This window comes from Methylobacterium soli, assembly GCF_008806385.1.
GTDB lineage: Bacteria > Pseudomonadota > Alphaproteobacteria > Rhizobiales > Beijerinckiaceae > Methylobacterium > Methylobacterium soli.
Genome location: NZ_VZZK01000017.1, coordinates 37,546 through 56,701 on the forward strand (window position 1 = coordinate 37,546; position 19,156 = coordinate 56,701).

Sequence of the window (19,156 nt, forward strand, 5' to 3'; positions counted from 1 at the left end):
AGCACCGCACCTCGAAGGGAGCGTGCGGCCACTGCGCTAGCCCTCAGGTGGCTCTCGGAGGCGCCTGTTTCAAGCGGCGCCTCCGAACCTGGCGGGGAACCGGCGATGCGAAATCTGCATGGCCGGCCAGTCACTTACGCAGTGCGCTTACGCACTCACGCTCGCCGGGACTTCCTTGTTCCGGTCGCCATGGATGAACAGGGGCCGGGACTTGCCCTCGACCACCTCCGGGCCGATCACGACCTGCTCGACCGAGTCGAGGCCCGGCAGATCGTACATCGTGTCGAGGAGGATCGTCTCCAGGATGGAGCGCAGGCCGCGAGCGCCGGTCTTGCGCTCGATCGCCTTGCGAGCGACGAGCGAGAGCGCCTCGTCCTGGAACGTCAGGTCGACATTCTCCATCTCGAACAGGCGCTGGTACTGCTTCACCAGCGCGTTCTTGGGCTCCTGCAGGATCCGCTTCAGGGCGGCCTCGTCGAGATCCTCGAGGGTCGCCAGCACGGGCAGACGGCCGACGAATTCGGGGATCAGGCCGAACTTCAGCAGGTCCTCGGGCTCGACCGCGCGGAAGATCTCGCCGGTGCGGCGGTCGTCCGGGGCCTGCACGGTCGCGCCGAAGCCGATCGAGGTGCCCTTGCCGCGGGCCGAGATGATCCGCTCCAGCCCCGCGAAGGCGCCGCCGCAGATGAACAGGATGTTGGTGGTGTCGACCTGGAGGAACTCCTGCTGCGGGTGCTTGCGTCCGCCCTGCGGGGGCACGGAGGCGACGGTGCCCTCCATGATCTTCAGGAGCGCCTGCTGCACGCCCTCGCCCGAGACATCGCGGGTGATCGAGGGGTTGTCCGACTTGCGGGAGATCTTGTCGATCTCGTCGATGTAGACGATCCCGCGCTGCGCCCGCTCGACATTGTAGTCGGAGGCCTGGAGCAGCTTGAGGATGATGTTCTCGACATCCTCACCGACATAGCCGGCTTCCGTCAGGGTCGTGGCGTCCGCCATGGTGAAGGGCACGTCGAGGATACGGGCGAGCGTCTGCGCGAGCAGCGTCTTGCCCGAGCCCGTCGGCCCGATCAGCATGATATTGGACTTGGCCAGTTCCACGTCGTTGTGCTTCGAGGCGTGGGCGAGGCGCTTGTAGTGGTTGTGCACCGCCACCGAGAGGACCTTCTTGGCGAAATCCTGGCCGATGACGTAGTCGTCGAGGACGCGCCGGATCTCCTTCGGGGTCGGCACGCCGTCGCGGGATTTCACCAGCGAGGACTTCGATTCCTCGCGGATGATGTCCATGCACAGCTCGACGCACTCGTCGCAGATGAACACCGTCGGGCCCGCAATCAGCTTGCGAACCTCGTGCTGGCTCTTGCCGCAAAACGAGCAGTACAGCGTGCTCTTCGAGTCGTTGCCGCCAGTCTTGCTCATATCGGTCTCCGATTCGTGCGCGCGGTGCCGGCCAGGGGCGCACGCGCATCGTTCAAACGTAAGGACATCCGCTTAAAGAAACAGTCACCTGCGCGCATGTGACGGGTCGGTGGGGCCAGAATCCCGATGCAAACATGCTGCCGCGGCAGGATCAAGGCTGATCATCCAACGCCCACGCCCCCGGACCGGGCGCGTGGGCACCGTCATCGGGCGCCTCAGGCCGCCACCGGCTCCGGCCGCTTCTGGATGACCTCGTCGATGAGGCCGAACTCCTTGGCGGCGTCGGCCGTCATGAAATTGTCGCGCTCGAGCGCCTGATGGATGGTGTCGTAGTCGCGGCCCGTGTGCTTCACGTAGATCTCGTTGAGGCGCTTCTTCAGGGCCTCGATCTCGCGGGCATGGATCAGGATGTCGGTCGCCTGGCCCTGGAAGCCGCCGGAGGGCTGGTGGACCATGATCCGGGCGTTGGGCAGCGCGAAGCGGTGGCCCGGCTCGCCCGCCGTCAGGAGGAGCGAGCCCATCGAGGCGGCTTGGCCGACGCAGAGGGTCGTGACCGGGCAGCGGATGAACTGCATCGTGTCGTAAATCGAGAGCCCCGAGGTCACCACGCCGCCGGGCGAGTTGATGTAGAAGGAAATTTCCTTCTTGGGGTTCTCGGCCTCGAGGAACAGGAGCTGCGCGACGATCAGCGACGCGCCGTAATCCTCGACGGGACCCGTGAGGAAGATGATCCGCTCGCGGAGCAACCGGGAGTAGATATCGAAGGCGCGCTCGCCGCGGCTCGACTGCTCGACCACCATGGGCACGAGCGCGCTGTTGTAGAAGTCGACCGGATCTCTCATCATCGTTGCCCCAGGGCTTCAAGGGGCCCGGCCTCGCGCGAATCACGCGGGACCGGGCGAATTCAGCGAACACCGGCGGCGCTTAACGCCGCCTCACTCGGAGCCCGCCGACCCTGAAGGCCTGCGGGTTTTCACTCGACCTTGTCGTCGGCCGGCTTCTCGTTGGCGGCGTCGGCTTCGGCATCCTCGTCGGCGAACAGCGTCTCCTTCGAGACGGGTTCCTCGACCAGTTTGACCTGTGCGAGGACGTGGTCAACCACCTTCTCCTCGAACAGCGGCGCACGAAGCTCGGCGAGCGCCTGTGCATTCTTCCGGTAGAAATCCCAGACCTGCTGCTCCTGGCCCGGAAACTGCCGGACCCGGGCGATGAGGGCCTGGTTCACCTCCTCGTCGGAGACCTTGATATCGGCGCTCTCGCCGACCTGCGCAAGCACCAGACCGAGACGAACGCGACGCTCGGCGATCTTGCGGTACTCCGCTTGCGCCTTCTCCTCCGTGGTGCCCTCGTCCTCGAAGGTCTTGCCGCGGGTCTTCAGGTCCTGCTCGACCTGGGCCCACACGGCCGCGAACTCCTGGTGCACGAGGCTCGGGGGCAGGTCGAAGGCGTACTTGCCGTCCAGCGCGTCGAGGAGCTCCTTCTTGAGCTTGCGGCGGGAGGCAGCCTCGAAATCGGTGCCGATGGCCTTGGAGACGGCCTCCTTCAGCTTCTCCAGGGATTCCATGCCAAGGCCCTTGGCGAACTCGTCGTCGATCTGGGCCTCGCCCGGGGCCTGGATCTTCTGGACGGTCACGTCGAACTCGGCCGCCTTGCCGGCGAGCTGCTCGGCGCCGTAGGTGTCCGGGAACGTCACCTTGACGAGGCGCGCCTCGCCGACCTTGGCGCCGACGAGCTGGTCCTCGAAGCCCGGGATGAAGCTCGCCGAGCCGAGCTCGAGGTCGATGCCCTCGCCCTTGCCGCCCTCGAACTCGGTGCCGTCGATGCGGCCGACGAAATCGATGGTGACGCGGTCGCCGGTGGCCGCCTCGGCGCCCTCGCCCTTGTCGCTGAATGGGCGGCTCTGCCCGGCCATGCGCTCCAGGGCCTCGTCGACCTCGGCGTCGCTCGGCGTCGCGACGTATTTCGTCAGGCTGACATCCGAGAGGTCGGCGAGCTCGAAGCTCGGCAGCACCTCGAGGGCGACCTTGAAGGCGAGGTCGGACTTGGCGTCGAGGGCCTTGTCGACCACCGACTTGTCGGAGGGGAACTCGACCTGCGGCTCGAGGGCGAGCTTGAGGTTGTTGTCCGTGATGATCTTCTGGTTGGCCTCGTTGACAGCATTCTGCAGCACGTCGGCCATGACCGAGCGGCCATAAACCTTGCGCAGGTGCGCCACCGGCACCTTGCCGGGGCGGAAGCCCTTGAGCTGCACCTTGTCCTTCATGCCGGACAGCTCGTTCGTCAGGCGATCCTCGAGCTCATTGGCGGCCAGGAGCACCTGAAACTCGCGCTTCAGCCCCTCGGAGAGTGTCTCGGTCACCTGCATCGTCGTCTTTCCGCTCTCAAGTCCGTGTGATCGTCTCAACTGCGAAAGCCCCGGACCTGCCGCATCGCGGAAGGACCCGAGGCCTGCGGGGAAGCGTGGGGCCGGGTCGCCGGCCGACTCAAAGCGGCAGGGCGGGCCGGCCTTCTGTTGATGAAGCCAATCCGTTCCCGACGGCGTCGCTGGTGCGGGCGGAGGGGCTCGAACCCCCACGTCTTGCGACACTGGAACCTAAATCCAGCGCGTCTACCAGTTCCGCCACGCCCGCGAGCGCCTGCAACCCGGCGCGCTTCCGGCCGCCGGAGGGCGGCTCTATAGCATGCGGGGCCGGGCCCGCAGCAAAAAACTTCATGGCGTGGCGCCGCTTCGCTCAGGTCGCGCCACGCGTGACGGCCCCCCTTCGCTTCCCTGGCGCCGCCCGGAATGCGGTGCTTCCCTCGGGCGCCGCCCGCCGGTGGCGCCGGGCGGATGCGCCCGCTACAAGCGGCGCTCCGCCCCAGCCCGCCCGAGGTGTCATGCCGCAAGCCCGCTTCGCGTCCCTGCCCGAATCGCCCGAGGTCGCCGCGTCGGACACCCCATCGGACAGGCCCTCGCGCCGGGGATTGCTCGGCGGCGTGGCGCTTCTCGGCCTGCTGCCGGGCCGGGCCTGGGCGCAGACGGCGCCGGCCAAGCCCGCGGGTCCGGGACCGGCCCCGGCGACCCCCGCCCCGGCCGCGGAGGCGAAGCCCCTGGTGGCCGGCCCCGCGAAGGCACGCTTGAAGCCCGAGCCCGCGCCGGAGACCGAGACCTGGGCCTTCGACGGCAAGAGCCTGCCCCCGACCCTGCGGGTGAAGCTCGGCGAGAGCGTGCGGCTGCGCGTCGAGAACCGAACGGAGCGGCCGCTCTCGCTGCACTGGCACGGGGTGCGCAACCAGAACCCGATGGACGGCGTCGGGGGCGTCACGCAGGCCCCGATCGCGCCGGGCGCCAGCTTCACCTACGCCTTCACGCCGCCCGATGCCGGCACTTTCCTGGTCAGGCCCCTCGTGGTCGGGGGTTCCAGCGAGCCCTCCGGCCGGGGCCTTGCCGGGTTCCTCGTCGTCGAGGAGAAGGCGCCACCCGCGGTGGACCGCGACATCCCCCTCCTGATGCAGGATTGGCGGCTGCAGGAGGATGGCAGCCTGCTGCCGTTCGGCCAGACCGCCTTCGCGGCAGCGGGCGGGCGCCTCGGCAATCTGGTGACCGTCAACGGGCAAGCGGTGCCCGAGGCGATCGAGGCCCGGCCGGGGAGCCGCCTGCGGCTGCGCCTCGGCAATGCCTGCAACGCCCGCGCGACCCGCATCCGGTTCGACGGCCTCAAGGTCTACGTGGCGGGGGTCGACGGCCAGCCCACCGACACCTTCGAGCCCCTGCGCGCGACGCTGCCCTTCCCGCCCGGCACTCGCTACGACCTTCTCCTCGACCTTCCCGCCGAGGCGGAGGCGAAGGGCAGCATCACGGCCCTCGTGGGCACCGGCCTCGTCCTGGCGACCCTGACCACGAAGGGCGAGCCCGTCACCGAGAAGCGGCCGCCGATCGGGCCGATCGGCGACAACAAGCTGCTGCCGGCCGAGGTGAAGCTGCAGAACGCGGTGCGGCGCGACATCACGATCACGGGCGGCGCCACCATCGCGAAGGACAAGCCGGAGGCGGAGCCGGTCTATACGGGCGATCCCGCCCGGATCTGGGCCGTGAACGGCGCGAACGGGGTCGCGGGCATCCCGCCCCTGTTCACGGTGAAGCGCGGGCAGGTCGTGGTCCTGGCGATCCGGAACGACACCGCCTTCCCGCAGGCCCTGCACCTGCACGGCCACGCCTTCCGCCTGCTGCACCCCCTCGACGACGGCTGGGAGCCCTACTGGCTCGACACCTTCCAGCTCCGCGAGGGCCGCACCGCCCGGATCGCCTTCCTGGCGGACAATCCGGGCCGCTGGCTCCTCAGCGCCACGGTTCTGGAGCGGTTCGATACCGGCCTCTGGACCTCCTTCGAGGTCGCTTGAGCGCGATCAGCTGAGATCCTGGGCCAGGCCCGAGAGGACCGCCGGCATCAGTTCCGGCAGATCCTCCGCGATGAGGCCGGGCCCGTGGCGGCGCCCGGCATCGCCGTGCAGCCAGACCGCGGCGGCAGCGCCCGCGAAGGGCTCCATGCCCTGTGCGATGAGCCCGGCGATCAGGCCGCCGAGCACGTCGCCGGAGCCTGCGGTGCCGAGATCGGGCGTGCTGTGGTCGTTGATCGCGACCCGGCCGTCGGGGGCCGCCACCACCGTGTCGGCGCCCTTCAGGACCACGACGGCGCCGGACAGAACCGCCGCCCGGCGGGCGCTCTCGACCTTGCCGAGGCCGGCCGCGACCGCGTCGGTCCCTTCGAAGAGCCGGGCGAACTCGCCCGAATGCGGGGTGAGCACGGCCCTGGATTCCCCGTCCGCGATGTGGCCGGCGAGCGCCGCGAACTGGCCCTTGAAGCTCGTCAGGGCATCCGCATCGAGGACGAGGCCGCGCCCGGCCGAGGCCGCCACCGCCACGAGGTCACGGGTCTGGGCGCCGGTGCCGAGGCCGGGGCCCGCCAGCACCACGTTGAGGCGCTCGTCGACCAGGAGGTCGTCGAGGTCGTCCGCGCTGTCGCAGGGCCGCAGCATGATGGCGGTGAGATGGGCGGCGTTCTCGGGGAGCGCGCTCGCCGGCGAGGCCATGGTGACGAGGCCGGCGCCGATCCGCAGGGCGGCGCGGGCGGCCAGCCGCGCCGCGCCGGTCCGGTAGGCGGGGCCCGACAGGACAAGGGCATGGCCCCGGGTGTATTTGTGGCTGGACGCGCTGAGGCGCGGGAAGGCCGCCCCCCAGAGGGCGGGCCCGTTGCGGAAGAGGGGCGGCGCGCAGGCGGCGAGCCCCGCCGCGAGGGCGTCCGGGCCGATCCCGATCTCCGCGAGGCGCAGGTCGCCGCAGAGGGCACGGCCGGGCTGGAGCAGGTGGCCCGGCTTGTAGGCCACGAAGGTGATCGTGCGGGTGGCCCGGACCGCGCAGCCCCGGATGGCGCCGCGATCGCCGTCGACGCCGCTCGGGACGTCGACGGACAGCACCGGACGCTTGGAACAATTCGTGAACGATACGGCGGTCTCGGCCTCGCCCTCGAGATCGCGCGCGAGGCCCGACCCGAACAGCGCGTCGATCACGAGGTCGACCCCCTCCGCGTCGAGCCCGGCCATCCCCTCGACGACCGGGCCGGTCCAGTCGGCGGCGGCGAGACCCGCATCGCCCGACAGCGCGGCGCGGGCGCCGAGGAGCCGGACCTCGACGGCGTGGCCGGCCTCGGCGAGGCGGCGGGCCGCGATGAGCCCGTCGCCGCCATTGTTGCCGGGGCCGCACAGGATGAGCACCCGTCCGCGCGCGGGCAGGAGCGCGCAGGCCTCGGCCGCCACCGCGGCGCCGGCGCGGCGCATCAGGTCGTAGCCCGGGATGCCCCCGGCGATCGCGCTTGCATCGACCCGGGCCATCGCCTCAACCGTGAGCAGCCGCGCCGCGTCCATCCTTGAGATCCCTGGCTGGTTGCCCGCCCGCCGCCCAGGTTGGCCGGGAGCGGGGCACGACACCGCATCGATGCCCAAACGATTTGCACAAACTGCCTATCTGATAGGCGGAATCGACCCATTCCGTCGGAAAACAGCGTGGCGGAGCCCGGACCGGAATGGTAGAAAACAGGCTCAGCGTCGTGAAGGTTAGGCTCGTCCGGCATGAAGAAGATCGAAGCGATCATCAAGCCCTTCAAGCTCGACGAGGTGAAGGAGGCCCTCCAGGAGGTCGGCCTCCAGGGCATCACCGTGATCGAGGCGAAGGGTTTCGGCCGCCAGAAGGGCCATACCGAGCTCTATCGGGGCGCGGAATACGTGGTCGACTTCCTGCCGAAGGTGAAGCTCGAGATCGTGCTCGCCGACGCGCTGGTCGAGGGCGCCGTTGAGGCGATCCGCAAGTCGGCCCAGACCGGCCGCATCGGCGACGGCAAGATCTTCGTCTCCACCATCGAGGAGGCGATCCGGATCCGCACGGGCGAGACCGGCGCCGACGCGATCTAGCGGATCGTGCGGGCTCGGACCGTCGTCGCGCTCCTGCCATCGCCCGATGGTCAAGGAGCCGGTTCCCTCGCGCCGGAAACGGCTCTAGATCACGGGCATTCCCGGCGCTCGAATCATCCTTCGCGCTCGAGATCAAGTCGAGACGCCGCGGGCCCCAATGCTCCGCGGCCTAACCACGGCTAAATGCCGATCATCAGGAGACATCAAGGGATGGCTAAAACGGCAGCCGACGTCCTGAAGGAAATCAAGGACAACGACGTCAAGTACGTGGACTTCCGGTTCACGGATCCGCGCGGCAAGTGGCAGCACGTCACCTTCGACGTCAGCCTCGTCGACGACGAGATCTTCACGGACGGCACCATGTTCGACGGCTCGTCGATCGCTGGCTGGAAGGCCATCAACGAATCCGACATGCTGCTGATGCCGGACCCGGCCACCGCCTGCATGGATCCGTTCTTCTCGGCCTCGACCATGTCGATCGTCTGCGACGTGCTCGAGCCCTCGACCGGCGCCCCCTATGCCCGCGACCCGCGCGGCACCGCCAAGCTGGCGGAAGCCTTCCTGAAATCCACCGGCATCGGCGACACGGTCTTCGTCGGCCCCGAGGCCGAGTTCTTCGTGTTCGACGACGTGAAGTTCGGCGCCGACCCCTACCACACCGGCTTCCAGCTCGACTCGACCGAACTGCCCACCAACGGCTTCACCGAGTACGAGGGCGGCAACCTCGGCCACCGCATCCCGATGAAGGGCGGCTATTTCCCGGTGCCGCCGCAGGATTCGGCGCAGGACATGCGCGGCGAGATGCTGGCGGCCATGCAATCGATGGGCGTCAAGGTCGAGAAGCACCACCACGAGGTGGCCTCGGCCCAGCACGAGCTCGGCATGAAGTTCGACACGCTGACGCTGCTCGCCGACCACATGCAGATCTACAAGTACTGCATCCACAACGTCGCCCAGAGCTACGGCAAGACCGCGACCTTCATGCCCAAGCCCGTCTACGGCGACAACGGCTCGGGCATGCACGTGCACCAGTCGATCTGGAAGAACGGCAAGCCGCTCTTTGCCGGCGACAAATACGCCGACCTCTCCCAGGAATGCCTCTGGTACATCGGCGGCATCATCAAGCACGCCAAGGCGCTCAACGCCTTCACCAACCCCTCGACCAACTCCTACAAGCGCCTCGTGCCCGGCTACGAGGCCCCGGTGCTGCTCGCCTACTCGGCCCGCAACCGCTCGGCCTCCTGCCGCATCCCGTGGACGACGAACCCGAAGGCCAAGCGCGTCGAGGTCCGCTTCCCCGACCCGATGGCCAACCCCTACCTCGCCTTCGCGGCGCTGCTGATGGCCGGCCTCGATGGCATCATCAACAAGATCGATCCGGGCCCGGCCATGGACAAGGATCTCTACGACCTGCCCCCGCGCGAGTTGAAGAAGATCCCGACCGTCTGCGGCAGCTTGCGCGAGGCCCTGCAGAACCTCGACCGCGACCGCGCCTTCCTGAAGGCCGGCAACGTCTTCACGGACGACCAGATCGATTCCTTCATCGAGCTGAAGATGGCCGAGGTGATGCGCTACGAGATGACGCCGCACCCGGTCGAGTTCACGATGTACTACTCGCTCTGAGAGACAGGGCCGGGCGCGAAGTGCCCGGCCCCCTGAGACGACCCGGCGCCGGGGCCTCCCAGGAGGCTCCGGCGTTTTCGTTGGGCTGACGAAGCCGAGGCATTGTCCTACGGCCTGGAATCGATGGGATTTCGTCGGGACCACCACTGAGTGAGAGAACGAAGTGGCTGCTCGTCTATCCCGTTTTCTCTCTTGGGCTCGGGGCCGCTCTGGTCTTGGCGTGGATCGGCGCGACAGGATGCTCGTAGCCGAACACGAGGGTGAGGTGCGGTTCTCGCGACGGCTGCTATGGGTGGTGAGTCGTCATTCAGCCGCTGCCCGAAAGCAGATGCCGCCGCAAAGGACAGCCATCGCCTCCGTCGAAAACCGCTCGGGCGTACTGAGAGCTGTTCCCGATCGCGTTGCGACGGGACCGTCGGCCGCGGCCGTGCCGAAGCGGGCGCGGATCCCCTCTCCCGTGCGGGAGAGGGACAGGGTGAGGGGTGCGACGTCTCCGGAAAGGCCGCATCCCTCACCCGGTCGGCTGACGCCGACTCGACCTCTCCCGAACGGGAGAGGTGGGGCGCCACCCTCTGGGTCATCTCGAGCCAACGCGCTGGCTGCCCCTGCCGCGGGTCCCCTCTCCCGTGCGGGAGAGGGACAGGGTGAGGGTCGAGACCTTTCAGAACGAGGTGCGCCCGATCGGCGCCGAGTCGGCGATACGACCGCATGCTCCATCCTGAAGGCGCTCATCCCTCACCCCAACCCTCTCCCGCACGGGAGAGGGGGTCCGTCGCGCCGAACCGGACCGGGGCTGCCTATTTTCCAGCCCGTTGCAACGCGCTCGGGCGTACTTAGGTGCCGTCGATGCGCTCCGGACGACACCCTCACGGTTACGTCCACCGCCGGCTTGATCCTCGGATATCAAGGTGCCTATCTCCGTTCACACCCTGATTCGGCGAGGCGCCTTGTCGTCAGCGAAGAAGGTTCGGGGGCACCGGCGGGCTCGCATTGAGCAGAGTGATCGTCACCCGTCGATTCGGCGCGATGTAGGGATTTTCGGGGAAAACCGGCTCGGTGTCGGCGCGTCCCACGACGGACACGAAGTTGTCGTTGGGAACCCCGGCACCCGACAGGATCTCGCGCACGGCGAGCGCACGCCCGGCGGTGAGGTTCCAAGGTTCGACGGTCCGCGCCGAGCCCGGGCGCGCGGCGGCCGTGTGGCCGGTTATGGACAGACGATTGGGCAGCCGGTTCAGGGCAGGCGCGAGCGCCTCCAGCACGCGACGGGTGCGCTCGTAAGGGTCGACAGAGCCCTCGCGGAACATGGAGCGCCCGTCCTCGTCCACGAAGGAAACGTTCACGCCCTCCTTGGTCGTCTCGAAGACGATGTTGCGCGACAGCTCGCCAATCTCGGGCATCTTCTGGAGCGCCTGCCGGAGGCTGGCGACGGCGTTGTAGTTGGCCTGCATGTCGGCGGGCGGACGGCTGGCCTCGCGATCGCTGGCGCGGCCCGGGCTGGTCGGGCGCGCTCCGTCCTCCGTCTTGGCAGAGCCCACCTCTGCGTCGGGGGGCGTCGTCGGCTTGTTGCCTGAAGCGTCCAGGGCGGTGCCGTACAGCATTCCGCCACCGCCACTGTTTGCAGGGCTCAAAGCCGCCGGCGCGAAGTATTCCGCCAAACCGATCTTCTGCTCCTGCGTCGTCATGCTGATCAGCCACATCAGCAGAAAGAACGCCATCATGGCGGTCACGAAATCCGCATAGGCGATTTTCCAGGCCCCGCCGTGGTGTGCGTGAGCGGCCTTCTTGACCTTCTTGATGATGATCGGCTGAGGGGGCTTGGCCATCGAGTCGCTGCTGGAGATTGGGGCAGATCTAGGCGGGCAGAGCGGCGGTTGCCGCTTCCACTTCGTTGAAGGTCGGGCGGACGTCGCTCATCAGTGCCTTGCGGGCAAATTCTACCGCCATCACCGGCGGCTGGCCGGCGATGTGGGCGAGGAGACCTGCCTTCAGTGAAAGGTAGTATTTGGATTCGGCCTCGAAGAGGCTCTTGAGCGACTGCGCCATGGGCCCGAAGAACCCGTAGGCGACGAAGACGCCGAAGAAGGTGCCGACGAGCGCGCCGCCGATCAGATGTCCGAGCACCTCCGGCGGCTCCTTGATCGCCCCCATCGTCTTGATCACGCCGAGCACGGCGGCGACGATGCCGAGCGCCGGTGTCCCGTCGGCGAGCGACTGCATGGCCGAAACGACACGCTCCTGCTCCTGGTGGTGCGTCTCAAGTTCCTCATCCATGAGAGCGTCGATCTCGTGGACGTTGTTGGCGCCCAGCGTCACCATACGCATGTAGTCGCAGACGAACTCGACCGCGTGATGGTTCGCCGCAAAGGTCGGGAAGGCGTTGAACAGCGTCGATTCGCTCGGATCTTCGATGTGCGGCTCGAGCGCCATCAAACCCTTCTGTTTCGCAAGTTTGTACAAGGAATACTGCATGCCCAGCAATTCGACATAGGATTGCTGATTGTATTTGGGGCCCTTCACCAGCGTGCCCAGCATGGCGGGCACGGCCTTGAGCACCGGCCCGGTGTTGCCGATGACGAAGGCGCCGATCGCTGCACCGAGGATGATGACGAACTCGTACGGCTGCCAAAGGACTTCCAGGTGGCCACCCATCGCCGCGTAGCTGCCAAAGACGCAGGCGAAGACGATCAGTGCGCCGACGATCAGCCGCATAATTTGTCATCCTTGCGCGGCGGCCGGTACAGCCCGCTCGATGCCACCAACCATCCGACAAATTGCCTAATAAGGTTAACGCCGGGTTTAGTGTTGTGGCCGGGCTTCCACTTGGCGACCGTCCTCGAACCGATCCCGTAGCGCTTCGAGCGCGCCCTCAGGCTTGCCTGACCATGCTGGACCGCTCGACGAATCGCCCACGTCGAAGGGCATCGCCGACGCCTTGAACGCCCAGAATATCCCGGCCGCGAAGGGCGGCCAGGGGAGCGCCACGCAGGTCCAGCGGGTCGAGGCGCGGGCTCCATGAGCGCGGATCTGCGCGGGACGATCCTGGAGATGATGGCCGTCCTCGGCTGACCGCGGTATGGTCGAGGCGTTGAGAGACGGCGACCGCTTCCGCTGCCGTGAGCCCTGCTTGGGGCCGGGTCACGCAATCATCGCCCTCCGGCGGCGTACCCTGGCCCTGGAACGGGTCAGGACCTCCACCGGATGACGCTCCGGTTCATGCGTCGCGTCGATACAGGGTTCGAGGTAGAGCGGCATGGTGTTGTGGGCCTGGTTCGACTCCCTGTCACTCCTCGACCAGCTCGTGGTCGGGGCATGCACCGCCGCGTTCCTGTCTTGCATCTATAAGGCCGGCTACAAGCATGGGTTTGCGGCCGGTGCAGCCGCTACCAAGACCCAATGGAAGATCCCATGGCCCTGATTTCAAATCCACTCAGGGTCAACCATCACGCGCCGCCGCCCCATGCCGCCGCAGAGAGGCTTTCAGAGTCCTGGCCGTTGCCGGGCGGTCGCGCGCGGATCGCCGTCATCGTGTCGGCATCCCGGGCGTGGGTCGGCTCCGCGACTTCATCGGGCAGATCCTCGAGAGCGACCGCGCCTTCCTGAAGGCTGGCAACGTCCTCACGGACGACCAGATCGATTCCTTCATCGAGCTGAAGATAGCCGAGGTGATGCGCTACGAGATGACGCCGCACCCGGTCGAGTTCACGATGTACTACTCGCTGTGAGGGCAGGGGGCGGGCGCCGGCCCGCCGCCTGATCGGGACGATCCGCGATGCCGGGGCCTCGGGAGGGCTCCGGCATTTGTCTTTCAGGCATTCGCTGAAAGAAAGCCTTGACGTTATGTATATAATCTTATATCAGAACAAATCGTGAACATATGGAGGTGGCGATGGCGTCATGGTCGATGACCCTGGAAAGAGCGCATTGGCTCGTCGCCGCCCTCCGCGTCCGCGTGGCCCTGGCCCGGGCGCAGCTCGCGCTGCGGGGCTACAATCAGTTCCAGCCGCGCGTGCCGGCCGGCGTCGCGGAAGGCGGCCGGTGGACGGCCGATGACGGCGGCGGATCCGGCGCGGAACGAGACGACGGCCGCATCCGGCTCGCCGAGAACGAGACCGGCCGACAGAAGCCCATCGATCTCCGCGAGGAGGAGATGCGCGGTGGACATACGCTGCGAAAGCATGTCGGAAAAAATGATGAAGAATTACTAGCAAAAGTGATAGGAAGTCGAAGGATATCGACTTTCTATCGGTATGGATACCACCGAGACGGCTCCTTTGCCTCTTTGGGAGATGCAAATTATTTGTAAACGAGGCTCTTAAAAGACATCCAGAAGAAATCGATCTCGTTTCCTCCGGTAAGAAAGATGATATTTTTATCAAAGAAAGATTCGGATATCGAACCGGGCGAGAGGCTTATACGGACGGGTACATCGAACCATATTTGCGGAACACGTACGGAGTCGGAATTCTGATTTTCCACGACCCGGGCAGCAGTCGCGGATTTCGTATCCACACTGCCTACCCTCGAAACGATAAACCTGAAAAGGATGGAGATTGACATGAAGCCTTCCCCGGAATTCGAGAAGTTCGGAATCAGATTCATACAAGATCTCGACACGGTTGCATCGAATGACGAGGAGATCTACAACTTCGTTTTGAAGCATTTTCTGGGCGAAGAGCGCGTTCGTCTGCGCGACTTCATCGATCATGCGCTCCGCGAAGCCTCGGACAGCGAGTTGCTGCAGCTCTGGGGATCTGTTGATGCCGACATCTATTTTCCGACGGCTGCCGATCTGAGGGCGATGCTGACGGGTGCGCGTGACCGGCTTTGATCCGCAGACACCGAGCTTGACGGCGCCGCCGCACCGTCTCCACATGGGCCCCTCGATGGACGATCCGACTCGCCGCGATGGCGCGAAGCAGAAAAGCGCGAAACCGCGCGAAGCGGCAGCTGGGGCGGCTTCCGCCGACGCAGGAATTCCTGCGCTTCGGGCAGCTGTTCCATCAGGACTTGCTGGAGGATCACGACGGCGTCGAGGCCGCCACGCGCTTCGCCCTCACGTTTTTCAGGGGCGAGGAACGGCGCAGGCTCCGCGACTTCATCGGGCAGATCCTCGACAGCGACCTGTCCCCTGACGAATTGAGCAAGCTCTGGAGCCTGACGGGCGCCGACTGGCACTTCGAACCGGCCGGGTATCGCCAGGTCTTCGGCTTCGTGCATGATCATCTGCGCAAAGGGCTGTCGCGTGGCCCGTCCGCCGCGGGCTCACGCTAGGCCATGAGGCACGCATGCTCGTCCTCGATCACCTCGCCGTCGTCGCGCCCTCGCTGGAGGCGGGGGTCGCGCATGTGCAGGAGAGCCTCGGGCTCGCCATGGGGCCGGGCGGGCGCCACCCGGAGATGGGGACGCAGAACCGCCTCCTGCGGCTGGGCGACGACCTGTTCCTCGAGGTGATCGCGGTCGACCCGGAGGCGGCGCCCCCGCCGCATCGGCGCTGGTTCGGCCTCGACGATGCCGAGGCTGTGCGGGCGGATTGGGCGGCGGGGCGGCGGCTGCGGAGCTTCGTGGCCCGGACCGACGGGCTCGACGCCGCCCTCGCCCGGCACACGCCGGAATTCGGGGCGGCCCTGCGGGTGTCGCGCGGGGAGCGGGCCTGGCGCTTCGGCGTGCGCCCCGATGGACGGATGCCCCGCGACGGGCTGCTGCCCGGCCTGATCGATTGGGGACCGGCCGGCTGCCCGGCGCCCGCCATGCCGGAGGCCGGGGCCCGGCTGCGGCGCCTCACCGTGACGCATCCGGACCCGGAGGCGGTCGCCGCGCTCTACGCCGATCTCGGCCTCACCGGCCCCTTCGCCTTCGCGCAAGGCCCCGCCTTCGCGCTCGGTGCCGAGATCGAGACGCCCTCTCGCCTCCGGCACCTCGCCTGACTCCACCATGACAGGGGGCCTCGCGAGACAGGGCGCTCCCCCTCCGTTAGGCTCGCGGCTCCCGCATCCGCTCCGCGAGGTTGCCATGTCGCTCGTCTGCCCCGTGATCCTCGGCACCGTCCGCTCAGACCGGCAGGGCATCCGCGCCGGCAAATTCCTCGTCAGGGCGCTGGAGGCGCGCGGGCACGAGGCGCCGCTGGTCGATCCCGAGGCGCTGGCGCTGCCGCTCCTCGACCGGATGTACAAGGAATACCCGAAGGGGGAGGCCCCGCGGGCGCTGGAGGATCTGGCCGGGCTGTTTCGCCGCGCCGACGCCTTCGTGGTGGTCTCGGCCGAGTACAACCACTCGATCCCGCCGGCGCTGTCGAACACCCTCGACCACTTCCTCGAGGAATATTACTGGCGCCCCTCCGCGATCTGCTGCTACTCGGCCGGCCAGTTCGGCGGCGTGCGGGCGGCGATGCAGCTGCGCGCCATGCTGCCCGAGATGGGCATGCCCTCGATCCCCTCGCTGCTGCCGATCCCGCGCATCCACAAGGCCCTCGACGCGGACGGGCGCCCGGCGGAGGACTGGCTGTCGCGGGCGGCCGACCGCTTCCTCGACGAGATGACCTGGTACGCCGAGGCGATGGGCGCGCAGCGCGCCAAGGGCACGCCGTACTGAGCGCCCGTGCCGCGAGGGCCTCGCGCCGTGAGGGCCGCGTGGCCTGGCATCGCCCTTGCGGCGGCGGGCCGCAGGCTCAGGAGACATCATGGACACCATGGCCCGGACGGTGCGGACCTTGCTCGCCAGCCTCGTGAAGGCGGCGCTGATGTCGGAGGACCGGGCCAGCGCCCTCTGGCGCGAGGAGGCGGCGCAGGCGCAGGCCAGGCTCCGTGCCGAGCCCGAGGCCGCCGCCGCCCTCACGCTCGACGGGCTCTGGTCGCTGGCCGTGCGGGAGGCCGAGGCGCCGGACCTGCGCGAGGCCGAGGGGCGGGTCTCCTTCGGGCTCCCCGCTGCCTGCCCGTTCACCCGCGCGGCGCTGACGGATCCGCATTTCGACGTCGATGCAGCGGTGGAGCGCATCCGCAAATCGGCCGCAACCGGCTGACGGCGCCTGTTGAGGGCGCAGGCCCCGGGCGTTGCCCCGGCGCCCGGCGATCCCCATCTTGGGAAGGCGGCGCCCCCGGGTGCCCGCTTCCCTTCTCACGATATGGACGTCGCTCGTTCAACGCAGGCGGCGCGGCGAGCCCCCTCTTTGGCCAAACGCATCAGCCCGCCCCCGGGCGACACCCCTTCCGGCGATTCCCCCTCAGGCGACATTCCTGCGCCCACCCGCGAGCAGATCCTCGCCTTCATCGCGGAATCGACCGAGGCGGTCGGCAAGCGCGAGATCGCCAAGGCCTTCAACCTCAAGGGCGCGGCCAAGATCGGCCTCAAGCAGATCCTCAAGGAGATCGAGGCGGATGGCGCCATCGCGCGCGGACGCGGGGGCTTGAGCCGGCCCGGGCGCCTGCCGCCGGTGGTGCTCGCCGACATCCGCTCGCGCGACCGCGACGGCGAGTTCCTGGCCGTGCCGGCCGAGTGGGACGCCGCCCAGGGCGAGGCGCCGCGCATCATCGTGGCGGCGCCGCGCGGCGGGCGCAGTCCCGGCCGGCCGGCGCCCGGCATCGGCGACCGGGTGCTCCTGCGCGTCGAGGCGGAGCCCGGCGCGCCGGGCCGCTACGGCGGACGCGTCATCAAGGTGATCGGCAAGAACAAGGCCGAGGTGATCGGCGTGTTCCGGGCGGGCGCGCAAGGGGGCCGCATCGTCCCGGTCGAGAAGCGCGCGCAGGGCCGCGAGATCCTGATTCCGCCGGGCCAGGAGGGCAAGGCCGAGGACGGCGACCTCGTCAGCGCCTCGATCGAGCACGAGACCCGCTTCGGCCTGCCCAAGGGCCGGGTGCGCGAGCGCCTGGGCTCCCTCGGCTCCGAGCGGGCCGTGAGCCTGATCGCGCTGCATCTCCACCATATCCCGCACGTCTTCGCCGAGGCGACGCTCGCCGAGGCCGACGCGGTGGAGCCCGCGCGCCTCGCGGGCCGCGAGGATTGGCGCGACGCGCCGCTGCTGACCATCGACCCGCCGGACGCCAAGGACCACGACGACGCCGTGATGGCGCAGCCCGACCCGGACCCCGCCAATCCGGGCGGCTTCGTCGTCACGGTGGCGATCGCGGACGTCGCCGCCTATGTGCGTCCCGGCTCGGCCCTGGACCGCGAGGCGCTGCTGCGCGGAAACTCGGTCTATTTCCCCGACCGCGTCGTGCCGATGCTGCCCGAGCGCATCTCGAACGACCTCTGCTCCCTGCGCGAGGGCGAGGACCGGCCGGCGCTCGCGGTGCGCCTGATCATCGGCCCCGACGGTATCAAGAAGCGCCACAGCATCCACCGGGTGATGATGCGCTCGCGTGCCAAGCTCGCCTACGCGCAGGCCCAGGCCGCCATCGACGGCCACCCCGACGCGGTGACGGCGCCCCTCCTCGAACCGGTGCTGCGCCCCCTCTGGGCCGCCTACGAGGCCCTGAAGACGGCGCGCGACGCGCGCGGGCCGCTCGCCCTCGACCTGCCCGAGCGCAAGGTGCTGCTCACCCCCGACGGCGCCGTCGACCGGGTGAGCGTGCCCGAGCGCCTCGACGCGCACCGGCTGATCGAGGAGTTCATGATCCAGGCCAACGTCGCCGCCGCGGAGGTGCTGGAGGCGGCGCGCCAGGCCCTGATCTACCGCGTCCACGACGAGCCGGCGCTCGAGAAGATGCGGGCGCTGGGCGAGGTCCTGGCCTCGGTCGGCATCAAGATCCCGAAGGAGGGCGCGCTGCGCCCGGCCCTGTTCAACCGCATCCTCGGAATGGTGGCCGAGACGGAGCATGCCAGCTTCATCAACGAGGTCGTGCTGCGCAGCCAGGCCCAGGCGGTCTACGCCGCCGAGAATCTCGGCCATTTCGGCCTGAACCTGCGCCGCTACGCCCATTTCACCTCGCCGATCCGGCGCTACGCCGACCTCATCGTGCACCGGGCCCTGATCACCGCCTGCCGGCTCGGGCCCGACGGGATCTCCCCCGACGTCTCGGTGGCGGAACTGAACCAGATCGGCGAGCAGATCTCGGCAGCCGAGCGCCGCGCCATGGCGGCCGAGCGCGAGACCATCGACCGGCTGATCGCCCACCATCTCGCCGACCGGGTCGGCGCCAGCTTCCAGGGCCAGATCGCGGGGGTGACCCGGGCCGGGCTGTTCATCAAGCTCGCCGAGACGGGCGCGGACGGCTTCGTGCCGGTCTCGACGATCGGGGCGGATTATTACCGCCACGACGAGGCCCGCCACGCGCTCGTCGGCGAGCGCAGCGGCGAGACCTACCGCCTCGGAGACCGGGTCGAGGTGAAGCTCGTGGAGGCGGCGGCCGTCGCGGGGGCGCTGCGCTTCGAGCTGCTCTCCGAGGGCCGCGCGGGGGCGGCGGGCGCTCCCAAAGGCGCGCGATCCGGACCGCGCGCCTTCAAGCAGGGCCCGCGCGGGCGCCCCGCCGGCATCCGCACCTCCGGGACCCGGCATCGCGGCGCGCGCAAATGAGGGGACTGCGCGCCATCGTTTCACCGACCGCCGGTTCGGGGGCCTGCACGACGATCCCGCGCCGCGTCGCCCGCGCCCCTCTCGACGGCCGCGGGCCGCGCCAGCCCTCCACCGGCTCGGCGATGACCCCTCTGGACGGACCGATCATGAACCCTGACCGCG

Annotated in this window: 17 protein-coding genes, 1 tRNA gene and 1 pseudogene; 12 read left to right on the forward strand and 7 right to left on the reverse strand. The window is 68.6% G+C overall.

Translation table 11 applies throughout. The features are described 5' to 3' along the window. Window positions 1-147: 147 nt before the first annotated feature. From clpX to F6X53_RS16750, 4 genes are all read right to left on the reverse strand, one after another. Window positions 148-1,419, reverse strand: a complete 1,272-nt coding sequence (gene clpX / locus F6X53_RS16735; RefSeq protein WP_151001346.1) for an ATP-dependent Clp protease ATP-binding subunit ClpX — start codon at window positions 1,417-1,419, stop codon at window positions 148-150. 215 nt (window positions 1,420-1,634) lie between these two features. Beyond that, the gene (locus F6X53_RS16740) at window positions 1,635-2,261 is read right to left on the reverse strand and encodes an ATP-dependent Clp protease proteolytic subunit (protein ID WP_151001420.1); all 627 of its coding nucleotides are present in this window, start codon (window positions 2,259-2,261) and stop codon (window positions 1,635-1,637) included. Window positions 2,262-2,392: 131 nt separating this feature from the next. Then, window positions 2,393-3,784: a trigger factor gene (tig, locus tag F6X53_RS16745; RefSeq protein ID WP_151001347.1), complete on the reverse strand. Its 1,392-nt coding sequence runs from the start codon at window positions 3,782-3,784 to the stop codon at window positions 2,393-2,395. Between the two features lie 180 nt (window positions 3,785-3,964). After that, window positions 3,965-4,049 (reverse strand) — tRNA-Leu (locus F6X53_RS16750). Window positions 4,050-4,296: 247 nt separating this feature from the next. Between F6X53_RS16750 and F6X53_RS16755 the strand changes: the two genes are divergently transcribed. Continuing rightward, window positions 4,297-5,799 (forward strand): multicopper oxidase family protein, encoded by a 1,503-nt coding sequence (locus tag F6X53_RS16755; RefSeq protein ID WP_151001348.1) that lies wholly within the window; start codon window positions 4,297-4,299, stop codon window positions 5,797-5,799. 6 nt (window positions 5,800-5,805) lie between these two features. Here F6X53_RS16755 and F6X53_RS16760 read toward each other — a convergent pair whose 3' ends face one another. Further along, complete coding sequence (locus F6X53_RS16760; protein WP_151001349.1) at window positions 5,806-7,320, reverse strand: NAD(P)H-hydrate dehydratase; 1,515 nt, start codon at window positions 7,318-7,320, stop codon at window positions 5,806-5,808. Between the two features lie 204 nt (window positions 7,321-7,524). Between F6X53_RS16760 and F6X53_RS16765 the strand changes: the two genes are divergently transcribed. Both F6X53_RS16765 and glnA (F6X53_RS16770) read left to right on the forward strand, forming a co-directional pair. After that, window positions 7,525-7,863, forward strand: a complete 339-nt coding sequence (locus tag F6X53_RS16765) for a P-II family nitrogen regulator (protein WP_150965187.1) — start codon at window positions 7,525-7,527, stop codon at window positions 7,861-7,863. A 210-nt stretch (window positions 7,864-8,073) separates the two neighbouring features. Continuing rightward, on the forward strand, window positions 8,074-9,486 hold the full coding sequence (gene glnA / locus F6X53_RS16770) for a type I glutamate--ammonia ligase (RefSeq protein ID WP_151001350.1): 1,413 nt from the start codon (window positions 8,074-8,076) through the stop codon (window positions 9,484-9,486). 953 nt (window positions 9,487-10,439) lie between these two features. Here glnA (F6X53_RS16770) and F6X53_RS16780 read toward each other — a convergent pair. After that, window positions 10,440-11,312, reverse strand: coding sequence for a flagellar motor protein MotB (locus tag F6X53_RS16780; protein ID WP_151001352.1), 873 nt, complete (start codon window positions 11,310-11,312; stop codon window positions 10,440-10,442). A 28-nt stretch (window positions 11,313-11,340) separates the two neighbouring features. Beyond that, window positions 11,341-12,198 carry a flagellar motor stator protein MotA gene (gene motA / locus F6X53_RS16785; RefSeq protein WP_151001353.1) on the reverse strand — a complete coding sequence of 286 codons (858 nt, stop codon included), beginning with the start codon at window positions 12,196-12,198 and terminating at the stop codon, window positions 11,341-11,343. Between the two features lie 163 nt (window positions 12,199-12,361). Between motA and F6X53_RS32435 the strand changes: the two genes are divergently transcribed. The 9 genes and pseudogenes from F6X53_RS32435 (at window position 12,362) to rnr (ending at window position 18,994) form a co-directional block, all read left to right on the forward strand. Next, window positions 12,362-12,505 carry a hypothetical protein gene (locus F6X53_RS32435; RefSeq protein ID WP_191970868.1) on the forward strand — a complete coding sequence of 48 codons (144 nt, stop codon included), beginning with the start codon at window positions 12,362-12,364 and terminating at the stop codon, window positions 12,503-12,505. A gap of 517 nt (window positions 12,506-13,022) precedes the next feature. Continuing rightward, a pseudogene (glnA, locus tag F6X53_RS16790) lies at window positions 13,023-13,211 on the forward strand (glutamine synthetase); the annotation flags it as partial. 164 nt (window positions 13,212-13,375) lie between these two features. Beyond that, a complete protein-coding gene (locus tag F6X53_RS16795; protein ID WP_151001354.1) occupies window positions 13,376-13,792 on the forward strand; it encodes a hypothetical protein in 417 nt (138 codons plus the stop codon). Between the two features lie 252 nt (window positions 13,793-14,044). Beyond that, complete coding sequence (locus F6X53_RS16800; RefSeq protein ID WP_151001355.1) at window positions 14,045-14,317, forward strand: hypothetical protein; 273 nt, start codon at window positions 14,045-14,047, stop codon at window positions 14,315-14,317. A gap of 77 nt (window positions 14,318-14,394) precedes the next feature. Further along, window positions 14,395-14,760 (forward strand): hypothetical protein, encoded by a 366-nt coding sequence (locus tag F6X53_RS16805; protein ID WP_151001356.1) that lies wholly within the window; start codon window positions 14,395-14,397, stop codon window positions 14,758-14,760. 14 nt (window positions 14,761-14,774) lie between these two features. After that, window positions 14,775-15,413, forward strand: a complete 639-nt coding sequence (locus F6X53_RS16810) for a VOC family protein (protein ID WP_151001357.1) — start codon at window positions 14,775-14,777, stop codon at window positions 15,411-15,413. Between the two features lie 85 nt (window positions 15,414-15,498). Further along, a complete protein-coding gene (locus tag F6X53_RS16815; protein ID WP_151001358.1) occupies window positions 15,499-16,077 on the forward strand; it encodes an NADPH-dependent FMN reductase in 579 nt (192 codons plus the stop codon). Window positions 16,078-16,165: 88 nt separating this feature from the next. Further along, window positions 16,166-16,504: a hypothetical protein gene (locus tag F6X53_RS16820; protein WP_151001359.1), complete on the forward strand. Its 339-nt coding sequence runs from the start codon at window positions 16,166-16,168 to the stop codon at window positions 16,502-16,504. 147 nt (window positions 16,505-16,651) lie between these two features. After that, the gene (gene rnr / locus F6X53_RS16825) at window positions 16,652-18,994 is read left to right on the forward strand and encodes a ribonuclease R (protein WP_373875887.1); all 2,343 of its coding nucleotides are present in this window, start codon (window positions 16,652-16,654) and stop codon (window positions 18,992-18,994) included. Window positions 18,995-19,156 lie beyond the last annotated feature (162 nt).

What these genes read in the sequence shown, in the direction of transcription:
- clpX (WP_151001346.1), bottom strand. Translation starts at nt 1,419, where the DNA reads ATGAGCAAGACTGGCGGCAACGACTCGAAGAGCACGCTGTACTGCTCG.
- F6X53_RS16800 (WP_151001355.1), top strand. Translation starts at nt 14,045, where the DNA reads ATGAAGCCTTCCCCGGAATTCGAGAAGTTCGGAATCAGATTCATACAA.
- F6X53_RS16815 (WP_151001358.1), top strand. Translation starts at nt 15,499, where the DNA reads ATGTCGCTCGTCTGCCCCGTGATCCTCGGCACCGTCCGCTCAGACCGG.
- F6X53_RS16765 (WP_150965187.1), top strand. Translation starts at nt 7,525, where the DNA reads ATGAAGAAGATCGAAGCGATCATCAAGCCCTTCAAGCTCGACGAGGTG.
- F6X53_RS16795 (WP_151001354.1), top strand. Translation starts at nt 13,376, where the DNA reads ATGGCGTCATGGTCGATGACCCTGGAAAGAGCGCATTGGCTCGTCGCC.
- F6X53_RS16740 (WP_151001420.1), bottom strand. Translation starts at nt 2,261, where the DNA reads ATGAGAGATCCGGTCGACTTCTACAACAGCGCGCTCGTGCCCATGGTG.
- F6X53_RS16755 (WP_151001348.1), top strand. Translation starts at nt 4,297, where the DNA reads ATGCCGCAAGCCCGCTTCGCGTCCCTGCCCGAATCGCCCGAGGTCGCC.
- F6X53_RS16805 (WP_151001356.1), top strand. Translation starts at nt 14,395, where the DNA reads ATGGCGCGAAGCAGAAAAGCGCGAAACCGCGCGAAGCGGCAGCTGGGG.
- F6X53_RS16780 (WP_151001352.1), bottom strand. Translation starts at nt 11,312, where the DNA reads ATGGCCAAGCCCCCTCAGCCGATCATCATCAAGAAGGTCAAGAAGGCC.
- F6X53_RS16760 (WP_151001349.1), bottom strand. Translation starts at nt 7,320, where the DNA reads ATGGACGCGGCGCGGCTGCTCACGGTTGAGGCGATGGCCCGGGTCGAT.
- F6X53_RS16820 (WP_151001359.1), top strand. Translation starts at nt 16,166, where the DNA reads ATGGACACCATGGCCCGGACGGTGCGGACCTTGCTCGCCAGCCTCGTG.
- tig (WP_151001347.1), bottom strand. Translation starts at nt 3,784, where the DNA reads ATGCAGGTGACCGAGACACTCTCCGAGGGGCTGAAGCGCGAGTTTCAG.
- glnA (WP_151001350.1), top strand. Translation starts at nt 8,074, where the DNA reads ATGGCTAAAACGGCAGCCGACGTCCTGAAGGAAATCAAGGACAACGAC.
- F6X53_RS16810 (WP_151001357.1), top strand. Translation starts at nt 14,775, where the DNA reads ATGCTCGTCCTCGATCACCTCGCCGTCGTCGCGCCCTCGCTGGAGGCG.
- motA (WP_151001353.1), bottom strand. Translation starts at nt 12,198, where the DNA reads ATGCGGCTGATCGTCGGCGCACTGATCGTCTTCGCCTGCGTCTTTGGC.